Annotated in this window: 24 protein-coding genes and 1 tRNA gene; 18 read left to right on the top strand and 7 right to left on the bottom strand. The window is 72.2% G+C overall.

Annotated features, from left to right (window positions below; translation table 11 throughout):
* The first annotated feature begins 66 nt into the window (after window positions 1-66).
* From K4G59_RS10185 to K4G59_RS10140, 10 genes are read left to right on the top strand one after another with little or no spacing between them, the layout of a single operon-like run.
* Window positions 67-1,074: a sugar phosphate isomerase/epimerase family protein gene (locus tag K4G59_RS10185; RefSeq protein ID WP_231250856.1), complete on the top strand. Its 1,008-nt coding sequence runs from the start codon at window positions 67-69 to the stop codon at window positions 1,072-1,074.
* A gap of 8 nt (window positions 1,075-1,082) precedes the next feature.
* Window positions 1,083-2,207 (top strand): inositol-3-phosphate synthase, encoded by a 1,125-nt coding sequence (locus tag K4G59_RS10180; protein WP_231250855.1) that lies wholly within the window; start codon window positions 1,083-1,085, stop codon window positions 2,205-2,207.
* Window positions 2,204-3,076: an SCO3242 family prenyltransferase gene (locus tag K4G59_RS10175; RefSeq protein WP_231250854.1), complete on the top strand. Its 873-nt coding sequence runs from the start codon at window positions 2,204-2,206 to the stop codon at window positions 3,074-3,076. The genes K4G59_RS10180 and K4G59_RS10175 overlap by 4 nt, the downstream gene beginning before the upstream one ends.
* Complete coding sequence (locus K4G59_RS10170) at window positions 3,073-3,942, top strand: sugar phosphate isomerase/epimerase family protein (protein WP_231250853.1); 870 nt, start codon at window positions 3,073-3,075, stop codon at window positions 3,940-3,942. Before K4G59_RS10175 ends, K4G59_RS10170 begins: the two co-directional genes overlap by 4 nt.
* The gene (locus K4G59_RS10165) at window positions 3,939-4,580 is read left to right on the top strand and encodes an EboA domain-containing protein (RefSeq protein ID WP_231250852.1); all 642 of its coding nucleotides are present in this window, start codon (window positions 3,939-3,941) and stop codon (window positions 4,578-4,580) included. Before K4G59_RS10170 ends, K4G59_RS10165 begins: the two co-directional genes overlap by 4 nt.
* Before the next feature lies 1 nt (window position 4,581).
* Entirely contained in the window at window positions 4,582-5,460 is an 879-nt protein-coding gene (locus K4G59_RS10160; protein WP_231250851.1) for a TatD family hydrolase, read from the top strand.
* Window positions 5,461-6,651, top strand: a complete 1,191-nt coding sequence (eboE, locus tag K4G59_RS10155) for a metabolite traffic protein EboE (protein WP_231250850.1) — start codon at window positions 5,461-5,463, stop codon at window positions 6,649-6,651.
* 24 nt (window positions 6,652-6,675) lie between these two features.
* A complete protein-coding gene (locus K4G59_RS10150; RefSeq protein ID WP_231250849.1) occupies window positions 6,676-8,070 on the top strand; it encodes an alkaline phosphatase family protein in 1,395 nt (464 codons plus the stop codon).
* Entirely contained in the window at window positions 8,067-9,047 is a 981-nt protein-coding gene (locus K4G59_RS10145; RefSeq protein WP_231250848.1) for a polyprenyl synthetase family protein, read from the top strand. Before K4G59_RS10150 ends, K4G59_RS10145 begins: the two co-directional genes overlap by 4 nt.
* Window positions 9,023-9,610 carry a copper resistance CopC family protein gene (locus tag K4G59_RS10140; RefSeq protein ID WP_231250847.1) on the top strand — a complete coding sequence of 196 codons (588 nt, stop codon included), beginning with the start codon at window positions 9,023-9,025 and terminating at the stop codon, window positions 9,608-9,610. The genes K4G59_RS10145 and K4G59_RS10140 overlap by 25 nt, the downstream gene beginning before the upstream one ends.
* 46 nt (window positions 9,611-9,656) lie before the next feature.
* Here the strand turns inward: K4G59_RS10140 and K4G59_RS10135 are convergent, their stop codons facing one another.
* The 3 genes from K4G59_RS10135 to K4G59_RS10125 all read right to left on the bottom strand — a co-directional run bounded on the left by K4G59_RS10135 (window position 9,657) and on the right by K4G59_RS10125 (window position 13,588).
* On the bottom strand, window positions 9,657-11,786 hold the full coding sequence (locus K4G59_RS10135) for an MMPL family transporter (RefSeq protein WP_231250846.1): 2,130 nt from the start codon (window positions 11,784-11,786) through the stop codon (window positions 9,657-9,659).
* 129 nt (window positions 11,787-11,915) lie between these two features.
* A tRNA-Arg gene (locus tag K4G59_RS10130) sits at window positions 11,916-11,991 on the bottom strand.
* A gap of 79 nt (window positions 11,992-12,070) precedes the next feature.
* Window positions 12,071-13,588, bottom strand: a complete 1,518-nt coding sequence (locus tag K4G59_RS10125) for a SulP family inorganic anion transporter (RefSeq protein WP_231250845.1) — start codon at window positions 13,586-13,588, stop codon at window positions 12,071-12,073.
* 62 nt (window positions 13,589-13,650) lie between these two features.
* Between K4G59_RS10125 and K4G59_RS10120 the strand changes: the two genes are divergently transcribed.
* From K4G59_RS10120 to K4G59_RS10110, 3 genes are all read left to right on the top strand, one after another.
* Window positions 13,651-14,058, top strand: a complete 408-nt coding sequence (locus K4G59_RS10120) for a MerR family transcriptional regulator (protein WP_231250844.1) — start codon at window positions 13,651-13,653, stop codon at window positions 14,056-14,058.
* A gap of 91 nt (window positions 14,059-14,149) precedes the next feature.
* Window positions 14,150-15,406 carry an LCP family protein gene (locus tag K4G59_RS20085; protein WP_308189387.1) on the top strand — a complete coding sequence of 419 codons (1,257 nt, stop codon included), beginning with the start codon at window positions 14,150-14,152 and terminating at the stop codon, window positions 15,404-15,406.
* Window positions 15,403-15,594 carry a hypothetical protein gene (locus tag K4G59_RS10110; RefSeq protein WP_231250843.1) on the top strand — a complete coding sequence of 64 codons (192 nt, stop codon included), beginning with the start codon at window positions 15,403-15,405 and terminating at the stop codon, window positions 15,592-15,594. The genes K4G59_RS20085 and K4G59_RS10110 overlap by 4 nt, the downstream gene beginning before the upstream one ends.
* 68 nt (window positions 15,595-15,662) lie before the next feature.
* On the opposite strand, the gene K4G59_RS10105 is transcribed toward K4G59_RS10110, so the two are convergent.
* Genes K4G59_RS10105 through K4G59_RS10095 form a run of 3 tightly spaced genes read right to left on the bottom strand, consistent with a single transcriptional unit; the run spans window position 15,663 to window position 17,080 of the window.
* On the bottom strand, window positions 15,663-16,034 hold the full coding sequence (locus K4G59_RS10105; protein WP_231250842.1) for a large conductance mechanosensitive channel protein MscL: 372 nt from the start codon (window positions 16,032-16,034) through the stop codon (window positions 15,663-15,665).
* A gap of 55 nt (window positions 16,035-16,089) precedes the next feature.
* Window positions 16,090-16,725 (bottom strand): SAF domain-containing protein, encoded by a 636-nt coding sequence (locus K4G59_RS10100; protein WP_231250841.1) that lies wholly within the window; start codon window positions 16,723-16,725, stop codon window positions 16,090-16,092.
* A gap of 52 nt (window positions 16,726-16,777) precedes the next feature.
* Complete coding sequence (locus K4G59_RS10095; protein WP_231250840.1) at window positions 16,778-17,080, bottom strand: FmdB family zinc ribbon protein; 303 nt, start codon at window positions 17,078-17,080, stop codon at window positions 16,778-16,780.
* A gap of 119 nt (window positions 17,081-17,199) precedes the next feature.
* On the opposite strand from K4G59_RS10095, the gene K4G59_RS10090 reads away from it, so the two are divergent.
* Complete coding sequence (locus K4G59_RS10090; RefSeq protein WP_231250839.1) at window positions 17,200-19,842, top strand: penicillin acylase family protein; 2,643 nt, start codon at window positions 17,200-17,202, stop codon at window positions 19,840-19,842.
* Between the two features lie 76 nt (window positions 19,843-19,918).
* Here the strand turns inward: K4G59_RS10090 and K4G59_RS10085 are convergent, their stop codons facing one another.
* Window positions 19,919-20,536, bottom strand: a complete 618-nt coding sequence (locus K4G59_RS10085; RefSeq protein ID WP_231250838.1) for a 5-formyltetrahydrofolate cyclo-ligase — start codon at window positions 20,534-20,536, stop codon at window positions 19,919-19,921.
* 22 nt (window positions 20,537-20,558) lie between these two features.
* Between K4G59_RS10085 and K4G59_RS10080 the strand changes: the two genes are divergently transcribed.
* Genes K4G59_RS10080 through K4G59_RS10065 form a run of 4 tightly spaced genes read left to right on the top strand, consistent with a single transcriptional unit; the run spans window position 20,559 to window position 24,139 of the window.
* Window positions 20,559-21,962: a UTP--glucose-1-phosphate uridylyltransferase gene (locus K4G59_RS10080; RefSeq protein WP_231250837.1), complete on the top strand. Its 1,404-nt coding sequence runs from the start codon at window positions 20,559-20,561 to the stop codon at window positions 21,960-21,962.
* Window positions 21,955-23,184 carry a molybdotransferase-like divisome protein Glp gene (glp, locus tag K4G59_RS10075; protein WP_231250836.1) on the top strand — a complete coding sequence of 410 codons (1,230 nt, stop codon included), beginning with the start codon at window positions 21,955-21,957 and terminating at the stop codon, window positions 23,182-23,184. The genes K4G59_RS10080 and glp overlap by 8 nt, the downstream gene beginning before the upstream one ends.
* Window positions 23,184-23,666 (top strand): cyclic pyranopterin monophosphate synthase MoaC, encoded by a 483-nt coding sequence (gene moaC / locus K4G59_RS10070; RefSeq protein WP_231250835.1) that lies wholly within the window; start codon window positions 23,184-23,186, stop codon window positions 23,664-23,666. The genes glp and moaC overlap by 1 nt, the downstream gene beginning before the upstream one ends.
* The gene (locus tag K4G59_RS10065) at window positions 23,663-24,139 is read left to right on the top strand and encodes a MogA/MoaB family molybdenum cofactor biosynthesis protein (protein ID WP_231250834.1); all 477 of its coding nucleotides are present in this window, start codon (window positions 23,663-23,665) and stop codon (window positions 24,137-24,139) included. The genes moaC and K4G59_RS10065 overlap by 4 nt, the downstream gene beginning before the upstream one ends.
* Window positions 24,140-24,155 lie beyond the last annotated feature (16 nt).

The following is a 24,155-nucleotide window of genomic DNA, read 5'->3' as shown; positions in this document are numbered from 1 at the left end:
CCAGCGCCACCCAGCAGTACCCGCACCATCAGCCGAAGCACCACCACCGCCACCTGAGGAGCACGCATGCCACGCCCGATCACCCTGTTCACCGGCCAGTGGGCCGACCTGCCCTTCGAGGAGATGTGCAAGCTCGCCTCCGGCTGGGGCTACGACGGCCTCGAGCTCGCCTGCTGGGGGGACCACTTCGACCCCTGGGCAGCCGTCGAGGACGACTCCTACGTCCCCGCGAAGCTCGAGATGCTGAAGAAGTACGACCTCCAGGTGTTCGCGATCAGCAACCACCTCAAGGGCCAGGCGGTCTGCGACGACCCGATCGACGAGCGTCACCGCGGGATCCTGCCCGACAGGATCTGGGGCGACGGCGACGCCGAGGGCGTGCGCCAGCGCGCGGCCGAGGAGATGAAGATGACCGCCCGTGCCGCCCGCAAGCTCGGCGTCGACGTGGTGGTCGGGTTCACCGGCTCTTCCATCTGGAAGTACGTCGCGATGTTCCCGCCGGCCTCCCAGGACCTGGTCGACGCCGGCTACCAGGACTTCGCGGACCGCTGGAACCCGATCCTCGACGTCTTCGACAGCGAGGGCGTGAAGTTCGCCCACGAGGTGCACCCGTCGGAGATCGCCTACGACTACTGGACCACCGTCGCGGCGCTCGAGGCGATCGGCCACCGCGAGGCCTTCGGCCTCAACTGGGACCCGTCGCACTTCGTGTGGCAGGACCTCGACCCGGTCGGCTTCCTCTGGGACTTCAAGGACCGGATCTACCACGTCGACTGCAAGGACGCGAAGAAGCAGGTCGGCAACGGCCGCAACGGCCGGATGGGGTCCCACCTCGCCTGGGCCGACCCCCGCCGCGGCTGGGACTTCGTCTCGACCGGTCACGGTGACGTGCCCTGGGAGGCGTCCTTCCGGATGCTGAACACGATCGGCTACGACGGCCCCATCTCCGTGGAGTGGGAGGACGCCGGCATGGACCGGCTCGTCGGGGCACCGGAGGCGCTGGAGTTCGTACGTCGTCTCGCCTTCGACGCGCCGACCGCTTCGTTCGACGCCGCGTTCTCCACCACGGACTGAGGGCCGTCATGCGCAGCGAAGCCAGGACCGGGGTGTGGTTCGTGGGCGCCCGCGGCTCGGTCGCGACCACCGCGGTCGTCGGTGCCCTCGGGGTGTCCCACGGCCTCGCCCCGTCGACCGGTCTGGTGAGCGAGCTCGCCGAGCTCGACCCGGACGGGCTCACGCCCCTCGGGAACCTGGTCTTCGGCGGCCACGACATCAGCTCGACCACCCTGACGAAGAAGGCCGAGTCGCTGGTTGCGGGCGGGGTGGTCCCGGCGGAGATCCTCATTGCCGTGGCCGCCGACCTGGAGGCCGTGGACGCCGATGTGTGCCTCGGGCACGCGGCGGGGGAGGAGACCACCGAGGAGGCAGTGGAGCGGCTTGCCGGCGACATCGCCGACTTCCGACGCCGCTACGACCTGGTCCGGGTCGTGGTCGTCGACGTCGCCAGCACCCAGCCGCCCGTCGACGACCCGGAGCAGCTGACCTGCCTCGACGACGACCTACCGGTCGGGGCGGTCTACGCCTTGGCCGCCTTCCGGGCCGGCGCGCCGTTCGTCTCGTTCACCCCCAGCCCCTGTCTGCGCCTGCCCGTCGTCATCGAGGCGGCGGCCCGTGCCGGGCTTCCCTACGCCGGGTGCGACGGCAAGACGGGGGAGACGCTGCTCAAGTCGGTGCTCGCCCCCATGTTCGTGATGAGGGCGCTCGAGCTCCGCTCCTGGACCTCGGTGAACCTCCTCGGTGGAGGCGACGGCGAGACCCTGTCCGACCCCGCGGCGGCACGCAGCAAGACCGTCGCCAAGCGCAGCGGACTCGACGCCATGGTGGGACGGTCGGTGCCGGGCCCCATGCACATCGACCACGTCGAGGACCTGGGGGAGTGGAAGACGGCCTGGGACCACGTGCGGTTCGACGGGTTCCTCGGCACCCGGATGACGCTGCAGTTCACGTGGGAGGGCTGTGACTCGGCCCTGGCTGCGCCGCTCGTCCTCGACCTGGTGCGCCTCGTGTCCGCCGCGCACGCAGCAGGCCTCTCGGGTCCGCTGCCGGAGCTCGCCTTCTTCTTCAAGGACCCCGTGGGCGCCACCGAGCACCGGCTCTCCGAGCAGTGGCGCGACCTCGTCGCGTGGCGCGCCGGGCTGGCCGGATGATGACCCTGCCTGCTGCCGGTGACCTGGCCGAGCTCGTCCGGCTCCCCGCAGCGCTGACGGTCCCGGGCGACGCCTGGTCGGGCGCGGTGTGGTCGGGCACGGGCGGCGGAGGTGCCTTCATGCCCCTCGGGTCGGTGCTCCTCTACTGGTCCGGCATGGCCCTCAACGACTGGTCCGACCGCGAGGTCGACGCCCTGGAGCGACCCGAGCGGGTCATCCCGACGGGCCGCGTGAGTGCAGGCGCAGCACTTGGTGTCGCGGCCACCCTGGGGGCCGCCGGGCTCGCCGCAACCGCACTGGTCGGTGGTCGGCGGGCGCTGCGGACCAGCGTGCCGCTCGCCGCGCTCATCGCCACCTATGACGTACTCGCCAAGGACTCGGCCGCCGGCCCCCTTGTCATGGCGGCCACCCGGGGACTCGACGTCCTGCTCGGAGCGGCGGGGTCTCCCGCCGCGGCAGCCGGACCGGCCGCGTCGGTGGCCGTCCACACGGTCGGGGTGACCGCCCTGAGCCGGGGCGAGGTGCACGGCGCAGCTCCGGCCACCGCGATCGGGGCGCTCGTCGCCACCGGCACCGCGCTCGGACTGCTGGTCGCGACCGCCGTCGGCGACGACGTACGCTCCGACCACCGCCGGGTCGCCATCGGGTTCGCGGTCCTCTACGGCGTCGCGGTGGGCGTGCCCCAGTCAAGGGCGCTGGCCGTCCCGGACGCCGCCCGCGTGCGCGCTGCGACGGGTGCCGGCATCGGCGGCCTGACCCTCCTCCAGGCGGGCTGGCTCGCGGCCGGGGGTCGGCTCCTGCCGGCGTTCCTCGTCGCCACGGCCGCGCCTCTGCTGCGGCGTGCTGCACGGAAGGTGAGCCCGACGTGAGCGTGCGACTCGGCTACGGGCTCAACGGCTTCGCCGGACACCGTCTCAGCGACGCCTGCAGCGTCATCGCCTCCCTCGGCTACGAGGGAGTCGGGCTCACCCTCGACCAGCCCCACCTCGACCCGTTCGGCGACCTGCCCGGCCAGGTCGCGCACGCGCGCCGTTGCCTCGAGGCCCATGACCTCGCCTCGGTCGTCGAGACGGGCTCGCGCTACGTCCTCGACCCGTGGCGCAAGCACGAGCCGACCCTGGTCAGCGACGAGGGCCGCGAGCGTCGCGTCGACCTGCTGTGCCGTGCGGTCCGCATCGCCCACGAGCTCGGCTCGGAGGCCATGTCCTGCTGGTCCGGCACCGCGCCCGCCGGGGTGTCCGACGAGCGCCTGTGGCGCCGGGTGGTCGACGGGTTGGGGCCCGTCCTCGACGACGCCGCGGACCTCGGGGTGACCGTCTGCGTCGAGCCCGAGCCCGGGATGTTCCTCGCCACCCTCGACGACGTGCTGGCGTTCCGGGAACGCCTCGGCCGACCCGAGCACCTGCGGGTGACCCTCGACCTGGGCCACCTGGTCTGCAACGAGCCGCGCACGCCCGCCGAGACGGTGCGTCACGCTGGCCCGCTGCTCGCCAACGTCCAGGTCGACGACATGGTCCGCGACGTCCACGAGCACCTCGAGCTGGGCACCGGCGACCTCGACCTCGACCGCGCCCTCGGCGCCCTCGTCGACACGGGGTATGCCGGCCTGGCCTGCGTGGAGCTGCCGCGGCACTCCCACGCCGCACCGGCCGTCGCTGCGTCCACCATCACCGCGCTGCAGGCCTCGCTGGACCGGATCGGCCACCCCGTCAACGCCTCTGGAGGTGTTCGATGACGACCGTCCATCTCCTCGCACCCGTCGAGCAGCTCAGGAGGGCGCTGGGCGACGAGCGCAGGCGCGCCCTCGACGACATGGTCGCGGTGCTCGCGGCCGGGGCCACCACGCTCGCCCGCGTCTTCCCCGCGGCTGCGCGTCGCACGGGCCGAGGTGACCTCTTCGTCGACGGACCCCGCCTCGAGGACGCCGTCCGGGTGGAGCTGGTCGCGACAGCGGCCGCCCGGCTCGACCCCGGGACACTGCTCGCCGAGCTCGAGGACCTCTACCGCCACGGCGACGCCGACGAGAAGCGGGCGGTGCTGCTGGCGCTCGGAGGCATCGACGATCCCCTCGTCGACGGATCGGCCCTCCTGCTGGACGCGCTGCGGACCAACGACGTACGACTGGTCGCGGCCGCCATGGGCCCGCATGCCCGGCGGCTGTCCGCGCACGACTGGCGCCACGGCGTGCTCAAGTGCCTCTTCGTCGGTGTTCCCGTGGCGGGTGTCGCGGACCTCGCCGCGCGGGCCGACGACGAGCTCGCGGCCATGGTGCGGCGCTACACCGACGAGCGCGAGGCTGCCGGCCGCGAGGTGCCGCCCGACGCGTTCCTGGTGCGCGACCTGACCACCCCGACCACCCGCCCGGAGGGCTGACATGCGCATCTTCGACCCGCACATCCACATGACGTCACGCACCACCGACGACTACGAGCGGATGTACGCCGCCGGCGTCCGTGCCGTGGTCGAGCCCGCCTTCTGGCTGGGGCAGCCGCGGACCAGCGTCGGGTCCTTCATCGACTACTTCGACGCCCTCGTGGGCTGGGAGCGGTTCCGCGCGGCCCAGTTCGGCATCACCCACCACTGCACGATCGCGCTCAACCCCAAGGAGGCCAACGACCCGCGCTGCGTCGAGGTCCTCGACGTCCTGCCGCGCTACCTCGCGAAGGACGGGGTGGTCGCGGTCGGCGAGATCGGCTTCGACTCGATGGGCCCCGCGGAGGAGCGGGCCTTCCGCCGGCAGCTGGACCTCGCGGTCGAGTTCGAGCTGCCCGCCATGGTGCACACGCCCCACCGCGACAAGGAGGGCGGCACCCGCCGCACCCTGGAGCTGGTGGAGGAGTCGGGCATCGACCCGGCGATGGTCGTGGTCGACCACCTCAACGAGCTGACCGTCGCCCCCGTCGACGAGCGCGGATGCTGGATGGGCTTCTCCATCTATCCCGACACCAAGATGGACCCGCACCGGATGGTGCGGATCCTGCAGGAGCGCGGCCCGGAGCGGGTGCTGGTCAACTCGGCTGCGGACTGGGGCCGCAGCGACCCCCTCCTGACGCATGCCACCGGCGAGGCGATGCTGGCCGCCGGCTTCAGCGACGACGACGTGGACCGCGTCCTGTGGCGCAACCCCGTGGAGTTCTTCGCCCAGAGCGGTCGGCTCATGCTGCCCGGGCAGGACGACGCCGGCGCTGCCACCCCGGACGCCTCGTCGCTCTTCGAGGGCAACTCGGTCCTGCGCGGTCAGCAGGTGAGGTGAGTGCGCCTGCGCCACCGTGACGGCAGCGTCGTCCACCTGGCCTACGGCACCAACGTGCTTCCCTCCGAGGACGTCGACGGCCTGGTCGCCCAGGCGACGTCGATGGGCGTCCGCATCCGCCGCGCGCTGGACGCCCTCCCCGGCGCTGCCGCGGGGGGAGACCTCGTCGGTCTCGGGCTCTGGCTCCCGGCGGCCGCCGCCCACCGCCTTGCCGCGGACCCCGAGGGCGTACGCCTCGTGCGAGGGCAGCTGGCCGACCACGGCGTCGAGGTGGTGACCGTCAACGCCTTCCCCTACGCCGCCTTCCAGGGACCGACCGTCAAGCACTCGGTCTACCTCCCGACCTGGACCACGCGCGAGCGTCTCGACTACACCCTCGCCGCCGCCCGCGTGCTCGCCGGGCTCCTGCCCCCCGATGCCGACCACGGGTCGATCTCCTCGCTCCCACTCGCCTGGCGCAGCCCGTGGAGCCGTGACGACCAGCGGCTGGCGGAGGCTCTGCTCTCCGAGCTGTCGAGCGGTCTGGCCGACGTCGAGGCCGAGACCGGCCGTCGCGTCGTGGTGGGCATCGAGCCCGAGCCGGGTTGCGTCATCGAGACGGTGGAGGAGGCCGTGGACCGGCTCGGGGCGGTCGACCGTGACCGGATCGGCGTCTGCCTCGACCTCTGCCACCTCGCTGTCGGCTTCGAAGACGCCGGCCACGCGCTGCGCCTGCTCGACGAGGCAGGGCTGCGCGTGGTCAAGGCCCAGCCGGCGTCGGCGCTGGTCGTCGACGACCCCGCGGACGCGGCGACGCGACGCGCGCTCGCGTCCTACGCGGAGGACCGGTTCCTCCACCAGGTGCGCCATGAGGACGCCGGCGAGGTCGCGGGGCACGACGACCTCGCCCAGGCGCTCGACGGCCCGGACCCCCTGGCCACCGACACGCCCTGGCGTGTCCACTTCCACGTGCCCGTGCACGCCGACCCCGAGCCCCCGCTGCGCAACGCCCGCGCCGAGCTGCACGACTCGCTCGCCGCGCTGCTGGGCGGGCCGGTCGCGCGGGTCCACCACCTCGAGGTCGAGACCTACACCTGGTCCGTGCTGCCGGGTGGCGCACCGACCGACGACGACGCCCTCGCGGCCGGTCTCGCCTCCGAGCTCGCCTGGGTGCACGCCGAGCTGGTCGCGCTCGGCCTCACCCCGCTCTGACCCCCACCCCCTCCGGAGGACCTGATGGACAAGCTGCTCGTGGTCGACGTCGTCGGCCTGACCCCCGACCTGCTCCAGCACATGCCCCGCCTGCGGCAACTCGCTGCCGGTGGGTCGTCGGCGGTCCTCGAGCCCGTCCTGCCGGCCGTGACCTGCAGCGTGCAGTCGACCTTCCTCACCGGGCTGAGCCCGACCGATCACGGCATCGTCGGCAACGGCTGGTACTTCCGCGACCTCGGCGAGATCCACCTGTGGCGCCAGCACAACGCGCTCGTGCAGGGCGAGAAGGTCTGGGAGACGATCCGGCGCGAGCACCCCGGCTACACGGTCGCCAACGTGTGCTGGTGGTACGCCATGGGCGCCTCGACCGACTGGACGGTCACGCCCCGCCCCATCTACTACGCCGACGGGAAGAAGGCTCCCGACTGCTACACCCGCCCGCCCGAGCTCCACGACGAGCTGGTCGCCGAGCTCGGAGAGTTCCCGCTGTTCCAGTACTGGGGGCCGACGGCGTCGATCCGCTCGTCGGAGTGGATCGTCGCAGCGGCCCGCCTGCTGATGCCGCGGGCGGACCTGACCCTGGCCTACCTGCCGCACCTCGACTACGACCTCCAGCGCTTCGGTCCCGATGCGCCCCAGGCGCGTCAGGCCGCCCGCGACGTCGACGCCGCACTGGCCCCGCTGCTCGACGACGCGGAGCGGTGCGGGGCCAGGGTCGTCGTCCTGTCCGAGTACGGCATCACCGCTGCCGACACGCCGGTCGACGTCAACCGCGCGTTGCGCTCGGCCGGCCTCCTCGAGGTCTACACCCAGGACGGGATGGAGTACCTCGACCCGTGGACGTCGCGGGCCTTCGCCGTCGCCGACCACCAGGTCGCCCATGTCTACGTCGCCGACCCGGCCGACCTCGAACGGGTGCGGGACCTCTGCGCCGGGCTGCCCGGTGTGGCCGAGGTGCTCGACACCGACGGCAAGGCGGTCGCGGGGCTGGACCACGAGCGCTCGGGCGAGCTGGTCCTGGTGGCGGAGACCACCGCCTGGTTCACCTACTACTACTGGGACGACGACCAGCGCGCGCCCGACTTCGCACGCGGCGTGGAGATCCACCGCAAGCCCGGCTACGACCCGGCGGAGCTGTTCTTCGACCCTGAGGACCGGCTTGTCAAAGCGAAGGCCGCGCTGACCTTGGCCCGCAAGGCAGCCGGTCTGCGCTACGCGATGAAGGTGGTGCCGCTCGACCCCGCGCCGGTCCGCGGCACGCACGGTCGCCTCCCGGCCCGTGACGAGGACGCGCCGGTGGTGCTCTGCAACCGCCCGGGCGTCCTTCCCGCCCGGCTGCACGCGACCGACGTACGCGACCACCTGCTCGCGCTGGCGGGAGCCACGACGGAGTCCCCGGCCGGCGCCCCGGTGCCGTGACCGACGTCGACAGCCTGCTCGAGCAGGTGCGCGAGCGACTGCGGACGCCGGCGTCGTGCGGCGTCGACGCGGTCGACCGGCTGGTCGCCGACGCGCTGCGGCCCGGCAAGCTGCTCCGACCGGAGCTGGTCCTGCGCAGCGCGGAGGCGACGCGCGGCGACCTCGACCCGGATCGCTCGGTCGCACACCGCGCGGTCGAGGGTGCCCTGGCGGTGGAGCTCCTGCATGTCGCCACGCTCGTGCACGACGACATCATCGATGCCGCCGACCTGCGCCGCGGGCGCCCGTCGGTGGTCGCGGCGGCAGGCCCCGCCACCGCCATCGTCGTCGGCGACCTGCTGCTCGCGCGGGGCGCCGCAGCCGCGGCTCGGTCCTCGACGGCCGCCTCGGCGGCCTGGGCCCGCACGCTCGGGTGCATGGCGTCCGGACAGCTGCGCGAGGCGGGCCTGGTCGCCTCACCCTCGCTCGAGGGTCACGCCGAGTACGCGTCGCTCAAGACCGCCGAGCTGTTCCGAGCGAGCGCGGAGATCGGCGCCCTCGCCGCCGGCTCCGTGAGCGACGTCGTCGAGGCGCACGGCGCCTTCGGCCTCCACGTCGGGCGGGCCTACCAGCACCTCGACGACCTGCTCGACGTCGTCGGTGACCCGCGGCGCATGGGAAAGCCAGTGGGGGCCGATGCCAGCAACGGCATCCCGACAGCGGTGTCGCTGCGGTCGGACCACGACTGGCTCGAGGACGTGGTCGGTCTCGTCGTGGTCGAGCTCGGCAAGGCCCGAGCAGCCCTGCCGCCCGGACCTGCCTCGACCCTGCTGGGTGCGTGGGCGACGAGTGCGCTGTGCCGCGCCGCGCTCGCGGCCGTCGACGTCGGCGACCGGCGTCTGGCCCATCGACTGACGGCCGCGTTCAGCCGGCTCGAGCCTGTCTCCGAACCTCGACCACAGGAGCTGCAGCCATGGCGCACGACCCCTTCCGCCTGACCGTCGCCCGCACGGCGGCACGTCACCTCGCCGGGGTGTTCGCGCTCGGGCTGTTCACGGCGTTCCTCGCGTGGCTCCCTGCATCGCCAGCCGCGGCCCACGGTGACCTGGTCTCGTCCGACCCCCCGGCGGACGGTGTGCTGACGGCGCTGCCCTCGCGCGCCTTCCTGACCTTCTCCGACTCGATCACCGAGGTCCGCGAGATCGCGGTGTCCGGCCCGGACGGGAGCGTCACCAACGGTGAGCCGACCGTCGCAGGGGCCGAGGTGCAGCAGACCCTCTGGGCAGGTCCTGCCGGGACCTACACGATGGAGTACTTCGTGGTCTCCGCGGACGGCCACGACGTGCGCGGGCAGATCCGCTTCGAGGTGGGGCTGGGTGCATCAGCGTCGGAGTCCGACGTCACCGCGGGTGAGAGCGGGGCATCGGCCGCAGCGGGCACGGGGACCGACTGGCGGCAGAGGGGACGCGACGTAGCGTTGCCCGGGGGAGTGGTCATGCTCGCAGCCATGACGGCGCTGGCGCTGTTGCACCGACGGCGGGAGCGTGCTGAACCCGGGTGAGACGTCCCGGGAACGCCGGAGCAGAGGCGTCCCGGACCAGTCGGGATCAACGAGGCATCCAGCTCGGGCGCCACCAGTTCCTCTCGCCGAGCAGGGTCATCGCGGCAGGGAGGAGCGAACCCCGTACGACAGTCACGTCGAGCAGGATGGCCACGGTCATCCCGACGCCGACCTCCTTGACCGCCACGAGCTCGCCCGCCGCGAAGCCGATGAACACCACCGCGATGGCGACCGCAGCCAACGTGACGACCGGGCCCGAGCTGGTGATCCCCTCCAGCACGGCTCGATCGTTCGCCGCACGCGTGCTCAGTGCGGATGCCGAGCTCCCTCGCCTCGCCGTCTCCATGGCTGCCCACTCCTCCTGGATGCGCGCGACGAGGAAGACGTGGTAGTCCATGGATAGCCCGAAGGCGAACATGAAGATCAGCAGCGGCGTGCTGAGGTCGAGGGACCCAGTCGCGGTCCCGCCGAGCAGGGGGCCGCCCCACCCGTGCTGGAAGACCAGCGTGACCACACCGAGCGTCGCGGCCAGCGAGAGCAGGTTGAGGATCAGCGTCTTGATCGCGACGACCGGCGAACCAGTGAGTCGGAGGAGCAGGAGTCCGGACACCAGGACCACCGCGCCGATGGCCACCGGCAGACGCTCGCCCAGCGCCGCGCGAGCGTCGACCAGTTCTGCTGCAGGACCGCCGACCTGCACGTCCAGGTCGGCGCCGAGCCTGCGGACGTCATCGACGACCCGCTGCGCGGCAGGACCATTGGTGCTGCCCTCGGGCACCAGGGTGAAACGACTCCACCCGTCGGGCAATCCATCGCGCACCGCGACACGCTCCACGTCGCGGAGTGCTGTCATCTCCTCGGCGAACGAGGTCAGGCGCGGATCGCCGAAGGCGGCGTCGACAACGACCTCGACCGGCGCCGTCGCGATGTCGGGGTAGTCGCGCTCGATGACCTCGACCACGTCTCTCGCCTCGCTGCCGGGTGGCAGCGACCGAGCGTCGGAAGCGCCGAGCCGTAGCCCGGCCAGAGGTAGGGCGAGGATGACGAGCAGGCCGGCGGACACGAGGAGCACCGGCCACGGTCGCGCTTGGGCGAAGCGGGCCAGGCGGGCCAGGAGTGAGCGACCAGGGTGCCGGGCCGCTCGCCCGAAGGCCCCGCGGTCGACGTGCGGGACCCAGCGACCGCCGACAGCCAGGAGCGCTGGCGCCAGGGTCAGCGCCGCGGCGGTCACGACGGTCACAGCCACCACACCACCCACGGCCATGCCGGTGAGTAGCGGGTCGCCCAGCAGCACCAGCGCAGCCAGCGCGGACCCGACGGTGAGTCCGGACACGAGCACCGTGCGGCCGGCGCTGGCGAGGGTCCGTCCCAGCACGTCGCCCGGATCGGCCCCAGGCCCGGCGGCGGCAAGTTCCTCGCGGAAGCGGAAGAGCACGAGGAGGCAGTAGTCCACGCACAGGCCAAGGCAGAGCACCGTGACCACGTTGACCGCGAAGTCGCTGACGGACGCCATGGAGGCCATGCCGGTCAGGACGAGCAGCGACACAGCGACTGCCGCCAGGGCCGTGACCACCGGAAGGGCGCCTGTTGCGGCACTTCCGAGCGCAGCGGCGAGCAGCAGCACGAGGACCACCAGGGCCACGCCCTCGCCGCGTGCGGCGTCCTGGACAGCCTGGTCGGTGAAGGTCCGCTCGGCCAGGAGGTCGCCGCCGACGTACACATCCGGGAAGGGCGTGCCACGCAGCAGCTCGATGATCTCGTCGGCGACGGCGAGAGCCTCGTCGTCGCGCAAGGCAGGGTCGAGCTCGATCTCTACGACTGCGCTGCTGCGGTCCTCGGCCACGAGCTCGTACGCGCTCGTGGTCCACGGGTCGCGCAGGTCGACGATCTGAGGGTGCTCGCGCACCTCGAACAGCACGGCACTCATCGCCTCCGTCGTCTCCGCGGTGACGGGATCGATGCCGGACAGCACCGCCACCACCTGCTCGCCCTCCGAGTCCAGCGACTCGAGCCGCAGCGCGACCTGGGTGGACTCCGCATCGGCACGCAGGCCGACGTCCTGGGCCTGATCGAAGACCGACCCGCCGAGCACTGCACCCACCACTGTGAGCAGGCCCCACAGGGACAGCACCACCATCCGTCGGCGCTGCAACCAGGTCCCCAGCCGGCGCAGCACGCGGCAACCATAGCGCCCGCGGGCCGATCGCAAGGCCCTCCGGGAATCCTGCTCGTCCAGGGGCGCCGCCACGCGGACCTCGGCGGTCAGCGCCGGCCGCCGACCTCGGTCCAGCGATACATTCTGGTGTGGTGCCCCAGGCAAGAGTCGAACTTGCGACCTTTCGCTTAGGAGGCGGCTGCTCTATCCACTGAGCTACTGGGGCGTTGCCGCGGCTCCCGGAGGTTCCGCGGCGGGCAGCATCCTGCCACGACGGCGTACGACGTCGCCCACCCGAGGGCGCGTCAGTGGGACGGCAGCGACCCGCTGAGCCGCTCGTGGCGCTCCGCGCTCGAGGCGTTGAGCCCGACGATCTCCACGGTCTTGCCCTTGCGGGCGTACTTGGTGGTGATGGCGTCGAGCGACGCGACGGTCGAGGCGTCCCAGACGTGGGAGTCGGTGAGGTCGATGACGACGGCGGCGGGGTCCTCGGCGTAGTCGAACTGGGTGTAGAGGTCGTTGCTGGAGGCGAAGAACAGCTGACCGGTCACGCGGTAGACCGCCGTCGGGACCCCCTGGCGGTCCTCGACGACCTCGCGCTGGACCTCGGTGAGGTGGGCGACGCGGCGGGCGAAGAGCGTCATCGCGACGAGGACGCCGACCACGACGCCGATCGCGAGGTTGTGCGTGGCGACGGTGACCGCGACGGTCGCGACCATCACGGTGGTCTCCGACTTCGGCATCCGGCGCAGCGTGGACGGCTGGATGGAGTGCCAGTCGAACGTGCCGACCGACACCAAGATCATCACGGCCACCAGGGCAGCCATCGGGATGATGGCCACGACGTCGCCGAGGCCGACGACGAGGATCAGCAGGAAGACGCCGGCCAGGAACGTCGAGATCCGGGTGCGGGCGCGCGAGACGTTCACGTTGATGAGGGTCTGGCCGATCATCGCGCAGCCGCCCATGCCGCCGAAGAAGCCGGTGATGACGTTGGCGGCCCCCTGGCCCCAGGACTCGCGGGTCTTGTTCGAGTGGGTGTCGGTGATGTCGTCCACCAGCTTGGCCGTCAGCAGCGACTCGAGCAGACCGACGAGCGCCATCGCCAGTGCGAACGGCCCGATGATCTGCAGCGTCTCGACGGTCCACGGGACGTCGGGGAAGAACAGCTCGGGAAGGCTGTCGGGCAGCTCGCCCTCGTCGCCGACGTCGGGCACCGAGAGCGAGGCCAGCACGGTGAAGCCGGTGAGCGCGAGGATCGCGACGAGCGGCGCGGGCACGACGGTGGTGACGCGCGGCAGCGCGACCATGATCGCCAGGCCCACCGCGATCATCGGGTAGACCAGCCACGGCACGTCGACCATGTAGGGGATCTGGGCCATGAAGATCAAGATGGCCAGGGCGTTGACGAAGCCGACCATCACCGAGCGGGGGATGAAGCGCATCAGCTTGCCGAAGCCGCCGAGGCCGAGGGCGATCTGGATCAGGCCGCCGAGCAGCACGGTGGCGACGAGGTAGTCGTAGCCGTAGTCCCGCATCACCGGCGCGATGACCAGCGCGATCGCGCCCGTCGCGGCCGAGATCATCGCGGGGCGGCCGCCGAGGAAGGCGATGGAGACGGCCATCGTGAAGGAGGCGAACAGGCCGATGCGGGGGTCGACGCCGGCGATGATCGAGAACGAGATCGCCTCGGGGATCAGTGCGAGTGCGACGACGAGGCCGGCGAGCACCTCGGTGCGCAGCATCTTCGGCGAGCGCAGGGCGGCGCGCACGCTGGGTTCGACGGTGGCAGGAGGGGCCATAGGCTCGGTGGCAGCAGACACGAGGGGAAAACCTACCCTTACGTGAGGGTAGGGTTCGAATCCTCGAGCGACAGGAGACCGGGATGGCCCAGGGGGCAGGCGAGACGACCGACGTCGTCATGCACATCGGCGAGGTCGCGGCCCGCACCGAGCTGTCGCTGCGCAGCCTGCGCCACTGGGAGGAGGTCGGCCTGCTCCAGCCGTCGGGCCGCACCGACGGCGGGTTCCGCCTCTACACCGAGTCCGACGTCGACAAGGTCCTGGTCATCCGGCGCATGAAGCCGCTCGGTTTCAGCCTCGACGAGATGAAGGCCGTGATGTCCGACCTGGAGGTCCTCGGGGACCCGGAGGCCGACGAGGGCGACCGAGCCGCGGCGCAGCAGCGGATCGCCGACGTGCGTACGGACGCCACCGAGCGTCGCGCGCGCCTGGTCCGCCAGCTCGAGATGGCCGACGAGTTCATCGGCCTCCTCGGCGCGCGTCACGGCTGACGCGGCTCGCTCGCGGGAGCGGGAAATCTTGCCGGGGTGAAGTAGGTTCAGACCCGGTCAGTCCATCTTCTCGAACCACAAGGGGAGCCCCGTGTCGGATGAGTCACGTCCGGAGGCTCCTGTCGGCGCGCCCAAGCGCAGGGCCGAGGTGGCTCGCAAGCACACCGTCGGACGCGTCGTCCTCGTCAGCGCCCTGGTCCTGGCGCTCATCACCGGTCTCGGCACGATCTACTTCGTGCGCCACCTCAACGGCAACATCGAGGCCGTCTCGCTGGACGCGCTCGGTGGCGATCGCCCCGAGAAGGTCTACAAGGGCAACGGCGAGCCGCTCAACATCCTCGTGATGGGGTCGGACACCCGCGAGGGCGAGGGCAACGCGATCGACGGTGAGGGCGGTGGCGGCGGTTCCGACACCACCATCCTCGTGCACCTCTCCGCCGACCGCGAGCGGGCGTACGCCGTCTCCATCCCACGTGACTCCATCGTCGACCGACCCGAGTGCAACGACGGCGAGTCCGCTGCCGCGACCGAGGTGATGTGGAACGCCGCCTACACCGTCGGCGGCCCGGTGTGCACCGTCGACCAGCTCGAGACGGAGACCGACATCTTCGTCGACCACTTCGTGGTCGTGGACTTCAACGGCTTCGGCGAGATGGTCGACGCCGTCGGCGGCGTGCCGGTCTGCGTGCCCGAGGACCTGGTCGACCGCGAGCACGGGATCTTCGTCCCGGCGGGCGACCCCTCGGTGCTCACGGGTGACGAGGCGCTCGACTACGTCCGGGCCCGCTCGGTCGGAGAGCTGGCCCAGCGCAACGACATCTCCCGCATCCGTCGCCAGCAGACCTTCATCGCCGCCCTCGTGCGCGAGGTGAAGTCGGCCGGCACCCTGACGCGCCTCGACAAGGTGGTCAGCTTCCTCGACGCAGCCACGAAGTCCCTGACGACCGACACCGAGCTCGACTCGGTGACCCGGATCGGCAAGATCGCCATGCAGCTGCAGAGCATCGGCCTCGACAAGGTGCAGTTCGTGACGCTGCCGACGGAGTACTACCCCACGGACTCGGAGTTCAGCGGGCGGGTCTTCTGGACCGAGCAGGCCACCGAGATCTGGGAGCTCATCAACGAGGACAAGGAGATCCCGGCGCGCCTGCTGTCCGGGAACGCCGTCTCCGCCGAGCCGCCCAAGACGTCCTCCGCCGCCACCGAGACGCCTTCGCCGTCGCAGACCCCGACCGGGACCCCGACCGAGACGGCCACCCCGACGGAGACGGCTTCGCCCAGCGAGACCGCGACCCCCTCCGCCCCGGCGACCACGGAGCCGGAGCCCGTCCCGGGAGTCTGCGCGTGAGCGAGTCCGATGAGACCGACCGCCACGCCCCGGAGCGGGAGCCGGACTGGCAGCGCCGCCGCCGCCTGGCCGCGGTCTTCGGCGACGGCGTACCCGAACAGACCAGCGACGACCGCGACGCCCGCGAGGACACCGCCGGCAAGGGTGACGACTGGTACCGCAGCCAGGTGCCGCCGCACCACGGCTGACCCCCGAGCGCGACGAACGGCCCGCCCCCAGTGGGGACGGGCCGTCCGGTCGTGTGCTGTGGTGCGGGTCAGACGTTGCCGCCGCGGGCCTTGAGCAGGTCGCGGATCTCCTCCAGCACCGCCACGTCGGCGGGCGTGCCGGTGGCCTCGGCGGGGAAGTAGCGGTCCTTGGCCCTGGTGTAGGGCACGACCACGAAGAAGTAGACGACCGCCGCGAGGATCAGGAAGGCGATGAGCGCGGTCAGGAACGGGCCGACGAGCACGTCGCCGGGGGCGAAGGTGTCGAAGTTGGGCTCCTTGCCGCCCGTCGCTTTGCTGATCGCCGAGAGCAGCATGCCGGTGAAGGCGGTGACCACGGCGGCGAACGCCGTTCCCATGATGACGGCCACGGCGAGCTCGACGAGGTTGCCGCGGAGGATGAAGTTCTTGAAACCACTCACGATTGAGTCTCCCTGTGCGTGGGTCCCCGAGAGGACCGGATCAGATGAGCGAACGCTAGCGGCTCCAGCTGACCGTGAGGTACTGCGCAAGTGCTGCGGACGTGATCTGCACGGACTCCTCAGGCGTGGTCGCCACCACGACCAGCGCTCCGTCGATGCCGTCACCCACGGGATCTCCGGTGGCGCGGGTGGGCGTCGCGAGCACGGTGACCCGGTCGGCGACCAGGGACGCCTGGCCGGTCCCGGGGTCGGTGGCCACCAGGTCGACCTCGTCACCCGGTTGCAGCAGCGCCGCCATCTGGGCGTCGGGCAGCCGCACCGGCAGGATCGTCCGACCCGGCTCGGCCAGCGCCAGGCCCGGCCCGACCACACGGGCGTCGGTGAGCACCTCGCCCCGGCCGACCGGAGCCGCCAGCACGCGGCCCAGTGCCGTCGTCGCAGCGTCGGGCGGAGCGAGGTCCTGCGGGTAGTCGTGCGCGACCAGGTCGCCGTGGTCCAGCAGGGTGCCCGAGGTCAGGTCGCGCGCAGCCACCAGCACCTCGACGGTGTCGGGCTCGGGCGGTGCGAGCGCACGCAGCACGCCGAGGACCGCGACGGCGGTCAGTGCGGCGGCGAGGAGTCGGCGGCGACGCCTCAGCTGGTGGCGTACGGCGCGCAGTCGACGCCTGGTCGGCGGGAGTCCCGGGAGCATCCCCCGACGCTAGGCCGGAGCGGGCGGTGCCCGCTGGGCCTCTCCACAGGGGTCAGTCCGTGGAGGCCGAGGACGAGGAGGAGGACGACGACGCTGACGCGGTCGACGACGAGGTGCCCGAGGAGTCGGCGCCGGAGGGCGAGGAGGTCGTCGACGCCGGCGTCGAGGACGAGGCGGTGCTGCGGCTGTCGGTGCGGTAGAACCCCGAGCCCTTGAAGACCACGCCGACGGCGTTGAAGAGCTTGCGCAGCTTGCCGTCGCACTCGGGGCAGACGGTCAGCGCGTCCTCGCTGAAGCTCTGGAACTGCTCGAAGGAGTGCGCGCACTCGGTGCAGGCGTACTGATAGGTGGGCATGTGGCAATCCTCTAGGGAATCTGGCCTCGTGGAGCTGGAACGGCGATCGGCCGGGGCCGCGCGACGCGCTGGCACTCTGGCTCTTCGACTGCCAATGGTACGGCACAATGGGCAGCGCGATGAGCGACCCGTCACCCACCCCTGCGCCCCCGTCCGCCGACCAGTCCGCCGACCGGCCCCGGTCCCACTGGTGGCAGGCGTTCCGGCGCGCGCCGCGGGCGGTGCGCTGGACGGCCTGGACCGCGGTCGGCCTGGTCCTGGTGCTGCTCGTGCTGGCCGCGGCGGTCGTCGGCGTCGTACGCCGTCCGCTGCCGCAGACCGAGGGCGAGCTCGAGGTCCCCGGGCTGTCGGCGTCGGTCGAGGTGGTGCGCGACGCGCACGGGATCGCCCAGGTCTACGCCGACACCGACGACGACCTCATGCGCGCGCAGGGGTTCGTCCACGCGCAGGAGCGCTTCTTCGAGATGGACTTCCGCCGCCACGTCACGGCCGGCCGGCTCTCGGAGATCTTCGGCGAGGACACCCTCGAGACCGACCGCTTCATCCGCACCATGGGCTGGCGCCGGGTCGCCGAGCAGGAGTGGCCGCTGCTGGAGCCGGCGACGCGCGCCGCGCTGACGGCGTACGCCGAAGGGGTGAACGCCTACCTCGAGGACCGCTCGCCCTCCGAGCTGGCGGCGGAGTACAGCATCCTGGGCCTGACCGGCCTCGACTACACACCCGAGCAGTGGCAGCCGGTCGACTCGCTGGCCTGGCTCAAGGCGATGGCGTGGGACCTGCGCGGCAACATGGAGGCCGAGGTCGACCGGGTGCTCCTCTCCCTCGACCACACCGAGGCCGAGGTCGCCGACCTGTGGCCCGCCTACGACGCCGAGGCGCACCCGCCCATCGTCTCCGGCGGCGGTGTCGTCGACGGCGTCTTCGAGCAGAACGCCACCGCCAACGCGACCCGCAACCCGCGCCGTCCGGCGTACCCCCGCGGCGTGGTCGAGGCGCTCGAGCGCGTCCAGGACCGGGTCGCGGCGATGCCCGAGCTGGTGGGCAGGGGGCGCGGCATCGGCAGCAACTCGTGGGTCGTCGACGGCGAGCACAGCGCCACCGGCCAGCCACTGCTGGCCAACGACCCGCACCTGGGCATCAGCCAGCCCGGCATCTGGATGCAGATGGGCCTGCACTGCCGCGAGGCCTCGCCCGACTGCACCCTCGACACCTCGGGCTTCACCTTCTCCGGCGTGCCCGGCGTGATCATCGGCCACAACGCCGACATCGCGTGGGGCTTCACCAACCTCGGGCCCGACGTCACCGACCTCTTCCTCGAGCAGACCGAGGGCGACGACCTCTACGTCCGCGACGGCGCCACCGAGCCGCTGCGGGTGCGCACCGAGACCATCGAGGTCCGAGGCGCCGACGACGTCGAGCTGCGGGTGCGCGAGACCGTCCACGGCCCGCTCATCAGCGACGTGTCCACGGAGTTCGCCACCGTCGGCGCCAACGCGCCGACCGACGAGCCCGGCGAGCGCGGCAGCGGGTACGCCGTCGCGCTGGCGTGGACCGCCCTCGACCCCGCGCCCACCGCCGACGCCATCCTCGCGCTCAACCGCGCGTCGGACTGGGACGAGTTCCGCGCGGCCGCGGCCGACTTCGCGGTGCCCGCGCAGAACCTGGTGTACGCGGACCGCGAGGGCCACATCGGCTACCAGGCGCCGGGCCGGGTCCCGATCCGTCGCGGGGGCAACGACGGCACCATGCCGGTCGAGGGGTGGGTCAGCGCCAACGACTGGACCGGTGACTACATCCCCTTCGACGGGCTGCCGAGCGTGCTGGACCCCGAGGAGGGCTTCATCGTGGCCGCCAACCAGGCGGTCGTCGACGAGGGCTACCCCTACCTGCTGACGCGCGACTGGGACCACGGCTACCGCTCGACGCGGATCCGCGAGGTGCTCGAGGACGAGGGCGAGCTCTCGGTGGAGGAGATGGTGGACCTCCAGCTCGACTCGACCAACCCGATGGCCGAGACCCTGGTGCCCTACCTGCTCGACATCGAGAACCTGCCCAACCCCTACTACCGCAACGCCCAGCGGCTGCTGCGCGGCTGGGACGGCTCGTCGCCGGCCGACAGCGCGGCGGCGGCGTACTTCAACGTCGTGTGGGCCAACCTGCTCGAGCTCACCTTCCACGACGAGCTGCGCGTGCGGACCTGGCCCGACGGCGGCGACCGCTGGTTCACGGTGGTCGGCGAGATGCTGACCGAACCCGCCGGGCCGTGGTGGGACGACGCCGGCACCGACGACGAGGTGGAGACGCGCGACGACGTCCTGCGGGCCGCGATGATCGCCGCGCGTGACGAGCTGACGCGACGCCAGGCGCGCGACCCGCGCCTGTGGTCGTGGGGTCGCCTCCACCGGATGAACCTGCGCCACGCGACACTCGGCGAGTCCGGCATCGCGCCGGTCGAGCGGCTCTTCAACCGCGACGGCTGGCAGGTCGGCGGCGGCTCGTCGATCGTCGACGCCACGTCGTGGAACGCCGCCGAGGGCTACGAGGTGACCGCCGCGCCGTCGATGCGCATGGTCGTCTCGCTCGCCGACTTCGACGACTCGCGCTGGATCAACCTCACCGGCGTCTCCGGCCACCCGGCGTCGTCGCACTACTCCGACCAGACCGAGCGCTACGTCGACGGTGAGACCCTGCCCTGGGCCTACAGCCGTGAGGCCGTCGATGCGTCGGCCGAGGACCGGTTGGTGCTGACGCCGGCCGGCTGACCTCCTCTGAGGGATCCCCGGCTACCCGGGGAATCTCGAGGTTCCGGTGCGAAGTTTCGGGGGTGAGGCTCCAGTTTCACCGGGTGGCCGGGGATCCCGAAGACAGGGCCACGACCCCCGCCCCCGTCAACGCGAACCCCACCGCCACGTCGTGGGGGTCGGTCGGCACGGCGAGCCCGACCTCGTCGTCGTGGAGCACGACGGCCACGGGCGTCCCGGCCGGCACCCGCGCCAGCGCCCGGTCGTACGACCCGCCGCCGCGCCCGAGGCGGTCGCCGTCGGGGGAGACCGCGAGGCCGGGCACGAGGACGACGTCGGCGGTGCGGACCGCGTCGACGCCGAGCCGCGGCCCGGTGGGCTCGAGGAGCCCGCGCGTCGCCGCGCCGAGCGAGCCCGGTCCGGCGTACGCCGCCCAGTCCAGGTCATGGTCGGACAGGAGCACCGGCACGATGACCCGCTTGCCGGCGGCGACGAGCGCGTCGAGCAGGAGGCCGGTGCCGGGCTCGCTGCCGACCGACACGTACGCCGCCACCGTGGCCGCCGAGCGCACCGCGTCCCAGCCCAGCGCGACCTGCGCGAGGGCGGCCGCGTGCTCCGCGCCGGCATCGAGCGGGCGGCGTCGCCGGGCCGCCAGCACCTGGTCGCGCAGCGCGCCCTTGGCGATCGTCGCGTCGCCCCAGTCGTGCCTGTCCACGTGAGCAGCCTACGATCGAACCATGGCAAGCAAGGGCAACGGTCGCGGCCTGGAGCTGGCGCGCGAGAAGATGCGCAGCGCAGGCGTCGACGAGGTCGCGATCGACACGTTCGCGCACTACTACCGTCTCCTCGAGCACGGTGAGACCGGCATGATCGCCGAGGACTCGATCGAGCCGCTCGACATGGAGTCGCTCGACGACGTCGAGGTCGCTGACGACGTGGCCGCGGAGGCGATCCGCAGGACGGCGGTCATCAAGCTCAACGGTGGGCTCGGCACGTCGATGGGCATGGACCGCGCCAAGTCGCTGCTGTGCGTGCGGCGCGGCCTGAGCTTCCTCGACATCATCGCGCGCCAGGTGCTGCACCTGCGCCAGCAGTACGACGCGACGCTGCCGCTGATGTTCATGAACTCCTTCCGCACCTCGGCCGACACCATGGCGGCGCTTGCCCGCTACGACGAGCTCCCGGTCGAGGGCCTGCCGCTGGAGTTCCTCCAGAACAAGGAGCCCAAGCTCCTCGAGGCCGACCTGATGCCGGCTGCCTACCCCAAGGCGCCCGACCTCGAGTGGTGCCCGCCGGGCCACGGCGACATCTACACCGCGCTGCGCGGCACCGGCCTGCTCGCGCAGCTGCTCGACGCCGGCTACCGCTACGCCTTCGTCTCCAACTCCGACAACCTCGGAGCCGTGCCGGACGCACGTGTGGCCGGCTGGTTCGCCGAGAGCGGGGCGCCGTTCGCGATCGAGGCCGTGCGGCGTACGCCCTCGGACCGCAAGGGCGGGCACTTCGCCCGCCGCAAGCAGGACGGGCGCATCGTGCTGCGCGAGTCGGCGCAGACGCTGGACGCCGACAAGGAGGCGCTGGCCGACCTCGGGCGCCACCGCTTCTCCTCCACCAACAACCTGTGGTTCGACCTCCGGGCGATGACCGAGGCGCTCGACGCGCGCGGCGGCATCCTGGGGCTGCCGCTGATCCGCAACGTGAAGAACCTCGATCCGGCCGACCCCAGCACCCCGAAGGTGATCCAGATCGAGACGGCGATGGGTGCCGCGATCGAGGTCTTCGAGGGGGCACGGACCATCGAGGTGGGTCGCGACCGCTTCGTGCCGGTCAAGACGACCGACGACCTGCTGGTGCTGCGCTCCGACGTCTACGACCTCGGCAAGGACTTCGTGCTCGCCCAGGGAGAGGACGAGGTGCCCTACGTCGCGCTCGACGGCGACTTCTACAAGCTCGTCGGCGACTTCGACAAGCGGTTCCCGGAGGGAGCCCCGTCGCTGCGCGAGGCCGACTCGTTCACCGTCGAGGGCGACTGGACCTTCGGCCGCGGCGTGAAGGTCGTCGGCGAGGTGGCGCTCACCGCGAGCTCAGCCCAGCGCGTCGAGGGCGGCACCGTCCTCGACGAGCAGGAGCAGCATGGCTGACCTGCTGCCCGTGGCGGACTACGTCGAGCGCATCCTCGCCACGGTCTCCCCGCTGCAGGCGTTCCCGCAGCCGCTGATGGAGGCCCTCGGCCTCGCGCTGGCCGAGGACGTCGTCGCCCCGATCTCGCTGCCGAGCTTCGACAACTCCGCGATGGACGGCTATGCCGTGGTCGCCGACGACGTCGCCGCGGCGAGCGAGGACGCGCCTGTCACGCTGCCGGTCGTCGGCGAGATAGGCGCCGGCCAGTCGTCGATCCTGGCGATGTCGCCGGGCACCGCGGTCAAGATCATGACCGGCGCCCCGGTCCCGGCCGGCGCCACCACGGTCGTGCCCTACGAGTGGACCGACCGCGGCGTGGCGAGCGTCCGCATAACTCGAGCCGCCCGGCCCGGCCAGCACATCCGCCCCACCGGTGACGACATCACCGAGGGCGACATGCTGCTCGAGGAGGGCACGGTCCTGGGCCCGCGGCACCTCGGCATGCTCGCGGCCGTCGGGCGCGCCACCGTGCGCACTCGCCCGCGCCCGCGCGCCGTTGTGATCTCCACCGGCTCCGAGCTGCGCGACCCCGGCACCCCGCTGGGCCACGACTCGATCTACGACGGCAACTCCTACCTCCTCGCCGCCGCCGCCCGCGCGGCCGGCGCGATCGCCTACCGCGTCGGCATCGTCCCCGACGAGTCGCACGCCTTCACCGAGGCGCTCAGCGACCAGCTGGTGCGCGCCGACATCGTGGTGACCAGCGGCGGCGTCAGCGAGGGTGACTTCGACGTCGTCAAGGAGTCGCTGTCCCAGCACGGCACGATGTGGTTCGGCGGGGTCGGCATGCAGCCGGGCAAGCCGCAGGGCTTCGGCACGATCGGCGAGGACGACACCCCGGTCTTCACCCTGCCGGGCAACCCGGTCTCGTCCTACGTCTCCTTCGAGATGTTCGTGCTGCCCGCGATCCGCCGGATGATGGGCAAGCTGCCCTACGTCCGCCCGACCGCCCGTGCGCGCCTGACCCACGGCCTGTCCTCGCCCGAGGGCAAGGTGCAGCTCGTTCGCGGCATCCACGAGACCGACCGCGGCGGCACGTTCGTCTCCCCGGTCGGCGGCCACGGCTCGCACCTCCTCGGCGACCTGGCCACCGCCAACTGCCTCATCGAGGTCCCGGCCGACGTCACCGCGCTCACGGCCGGCGAGATGGTGGCGATCCGCAAGCTCGACGAGGAGTTCTGATGGCAGCCCCCGGCAACGACCGGCTCACCCACGTCGACGAGACGGGTGCCGCGCGGATGGTCGACGTCGGCGACAAGCCCGTCACGGCGCGTACGGCGTCCGCGACCGGGCGTGTCCTGGTCAGCAGCACCGTCGTGGACCTGCTCCGCGGCGAGGGCGTGCCGAAGGGGGACGCGCTCGCGGTGGCCCGGATCGCCGGGATCATGGGCGCCAAGAAGACCCCCGAGCTGATCCCGCTGTGCCACCCGCTGGCGATCTCCGGGGTCACCGTCGAGCTGGCGGTCGGCGACGACGCGGTGGACATCACCGCGACCGTCCGCACCACCGACCGCACCGGGGTCGAGATGGAGGCGCTCACGGCCGTGTCGGTCGCGGCCCTCACGGTCGTCGACATGGTGAAGGCGGTCGACAAGGCGGCGGTCATCACCGACATCCGCGTCGAGACCAAGTCCGGCGGTCGGTCCGGGGACTGGGCGCGATGAGCCTGCGCGCGGGCGTCGTCGTGGCGTCGAACCGGGCCGCGGCGGGCGTCTATGCCGACGAGACCGGACCGCTGATCGCCGACTGGCTGCGCGCGCAGGGCTTCGACTGCGCCGACCCCGCCGTGGTCCCCGACGGCGACCCGGTTCGTGAGGCGATCTCCGCCGCCGTCACGGCCGGCGCCCGCGTCGTGCTCACCACCGGCGGCACCGGGCTGACGCCCACCGACCGCACCCCGGAGGCGACTGCGCCGCTGCTCGAGTGCGAGGTGCCCGGCATCGCGGAGGCGATCCGCGCCGCCGGTATCGCCAAGGGCGTGCCGACCGCGATGCTCTCGCGCGGCCTCGCCGGGATCGTCGGCGACTGCCTGGTCATCAACCTCCCGGGTTCGCGCGGGGGAGTGAAGGACGGCCTCGGCGTCCTCGAGCCCGTCCTGCGCCACGCGGTCGAGCAAGTAGTCGGGAGCGACCACTGACCACGTCACCAGGCTG

It is taken from the genome of Nocardioides furvisabuli, from assembly GCF_021083185.1.
GTDB classification, from domain to species: Bacteria; Actinomycetota; Actinomycetes; order Propionibacteriales; family Nocardioidaceae; genus Nocardioides; species Nocardioides furvisabuli.
Note: the sequence above shows the minus strand (reverse complement) of the source record. Positions and strands in the feature narration are given on the sequence as shown.

Coding starts and splice junctions, on each gene's coding strand:
- K4G59_RS10150 (WP_231250849.1), top strand. CDS start 6,676: ATGGACAAGCTGCTCGTGGTCGACGTCGTCGGCCTGACCCCCGACCTG.
- K4G59_RS10100 (WP_231250841.1), bottom strand. CDS start 16,725: ATGCTCCCGGGACTCCCGCCGACCAGGCGTCGACTGCGCGCCGTACGC.
- K4G59_RS10080 (WP_231250837.1), top strand. CDS start 20,559: ATGGCAAGCAAGGGCAACGGTCGCGGCCTGGAGCTGGCGCGCGAGAAG.
- K4G59_RS10140 (WP_231250847.1), top strand. CDS start 9,023: ATGGCGCACGACCCCTTCCGCCTGACCGTCGCCCGCACGGCGGCACGT.
- K4G59_RS10165 (WP_231250852.1), top strand. CDS start 3,939: ATGACGACCGTCCATCTCCTCGCACCCGTCGAGCAGCTCAGGAGGGCG.
- K4G59_RS10160 (WP_231250851.1), top strand. CDS start 4,582: ATGCGCATCTTCGACCCGCACATCCACATGACGTCACGCACCACCGAC.
- K4G59_RS10120 (WP_231250844.1), top strand. CDS start 13,651: ATGGCCCAGGGGGCAGGCGAGACGACCGACGTCGTCATGCACATCGGC.
- K4G59_RS10185 (WP_231250856.1), top strand. CDS start 67: ATGCCACGCCCGATCACCCTGTTCACCGGCCAGTGGGCCGACCTGCCC.
- K4G59_RS10095 (WP_231250840.1), bottom strand. CDS start 17,080: ATGCCCACCTATCAGTACGCCTGCACCGAGTGCGCGCACTCCTTCGAG.
- moaC (WP_231250835.1), top strand. CDS start 23,184: ATGGCAGCCCCCGGCAACGACCGGCTCACCCACGTCGACGAGACGGGT.
- K4G59_RS10065 (WP_231250834.1), top strand. CDS start 23,663: ATGAGCCTGCGCGCGGGCGTCGTCGTGGCGTCGAACCGGGCCGCGGCG.
- K4G59_RS10180 (WP_231250855.1), top strand. CDS start 1,083: ATGCGCAGCGAAGCCAGGACCGGGGTGTGGTTCGTGGGCGCCCGCGGC.
- glp (WP_231250836.1), top strand. CDS start 21,955: ATGGCTGACCTGCTGCCCGTGGCGGACTACGTCGAGCGCATCCTCGCC.
- K4G59_RS10175 (WP_231250854.1), top strand. CDS start 2,204: ATGATGACCCTGCCTGCTGCCGGTGACCTGGCCGAGCTCGTCCGGCTC.
- K4G59_RS10090 (WP_231250839.1), top strand. CDS start 17,200: ATGAGCGACCCGTCACCCACCCCTGCGCCCCCGTCCGCCGACCAGTCC.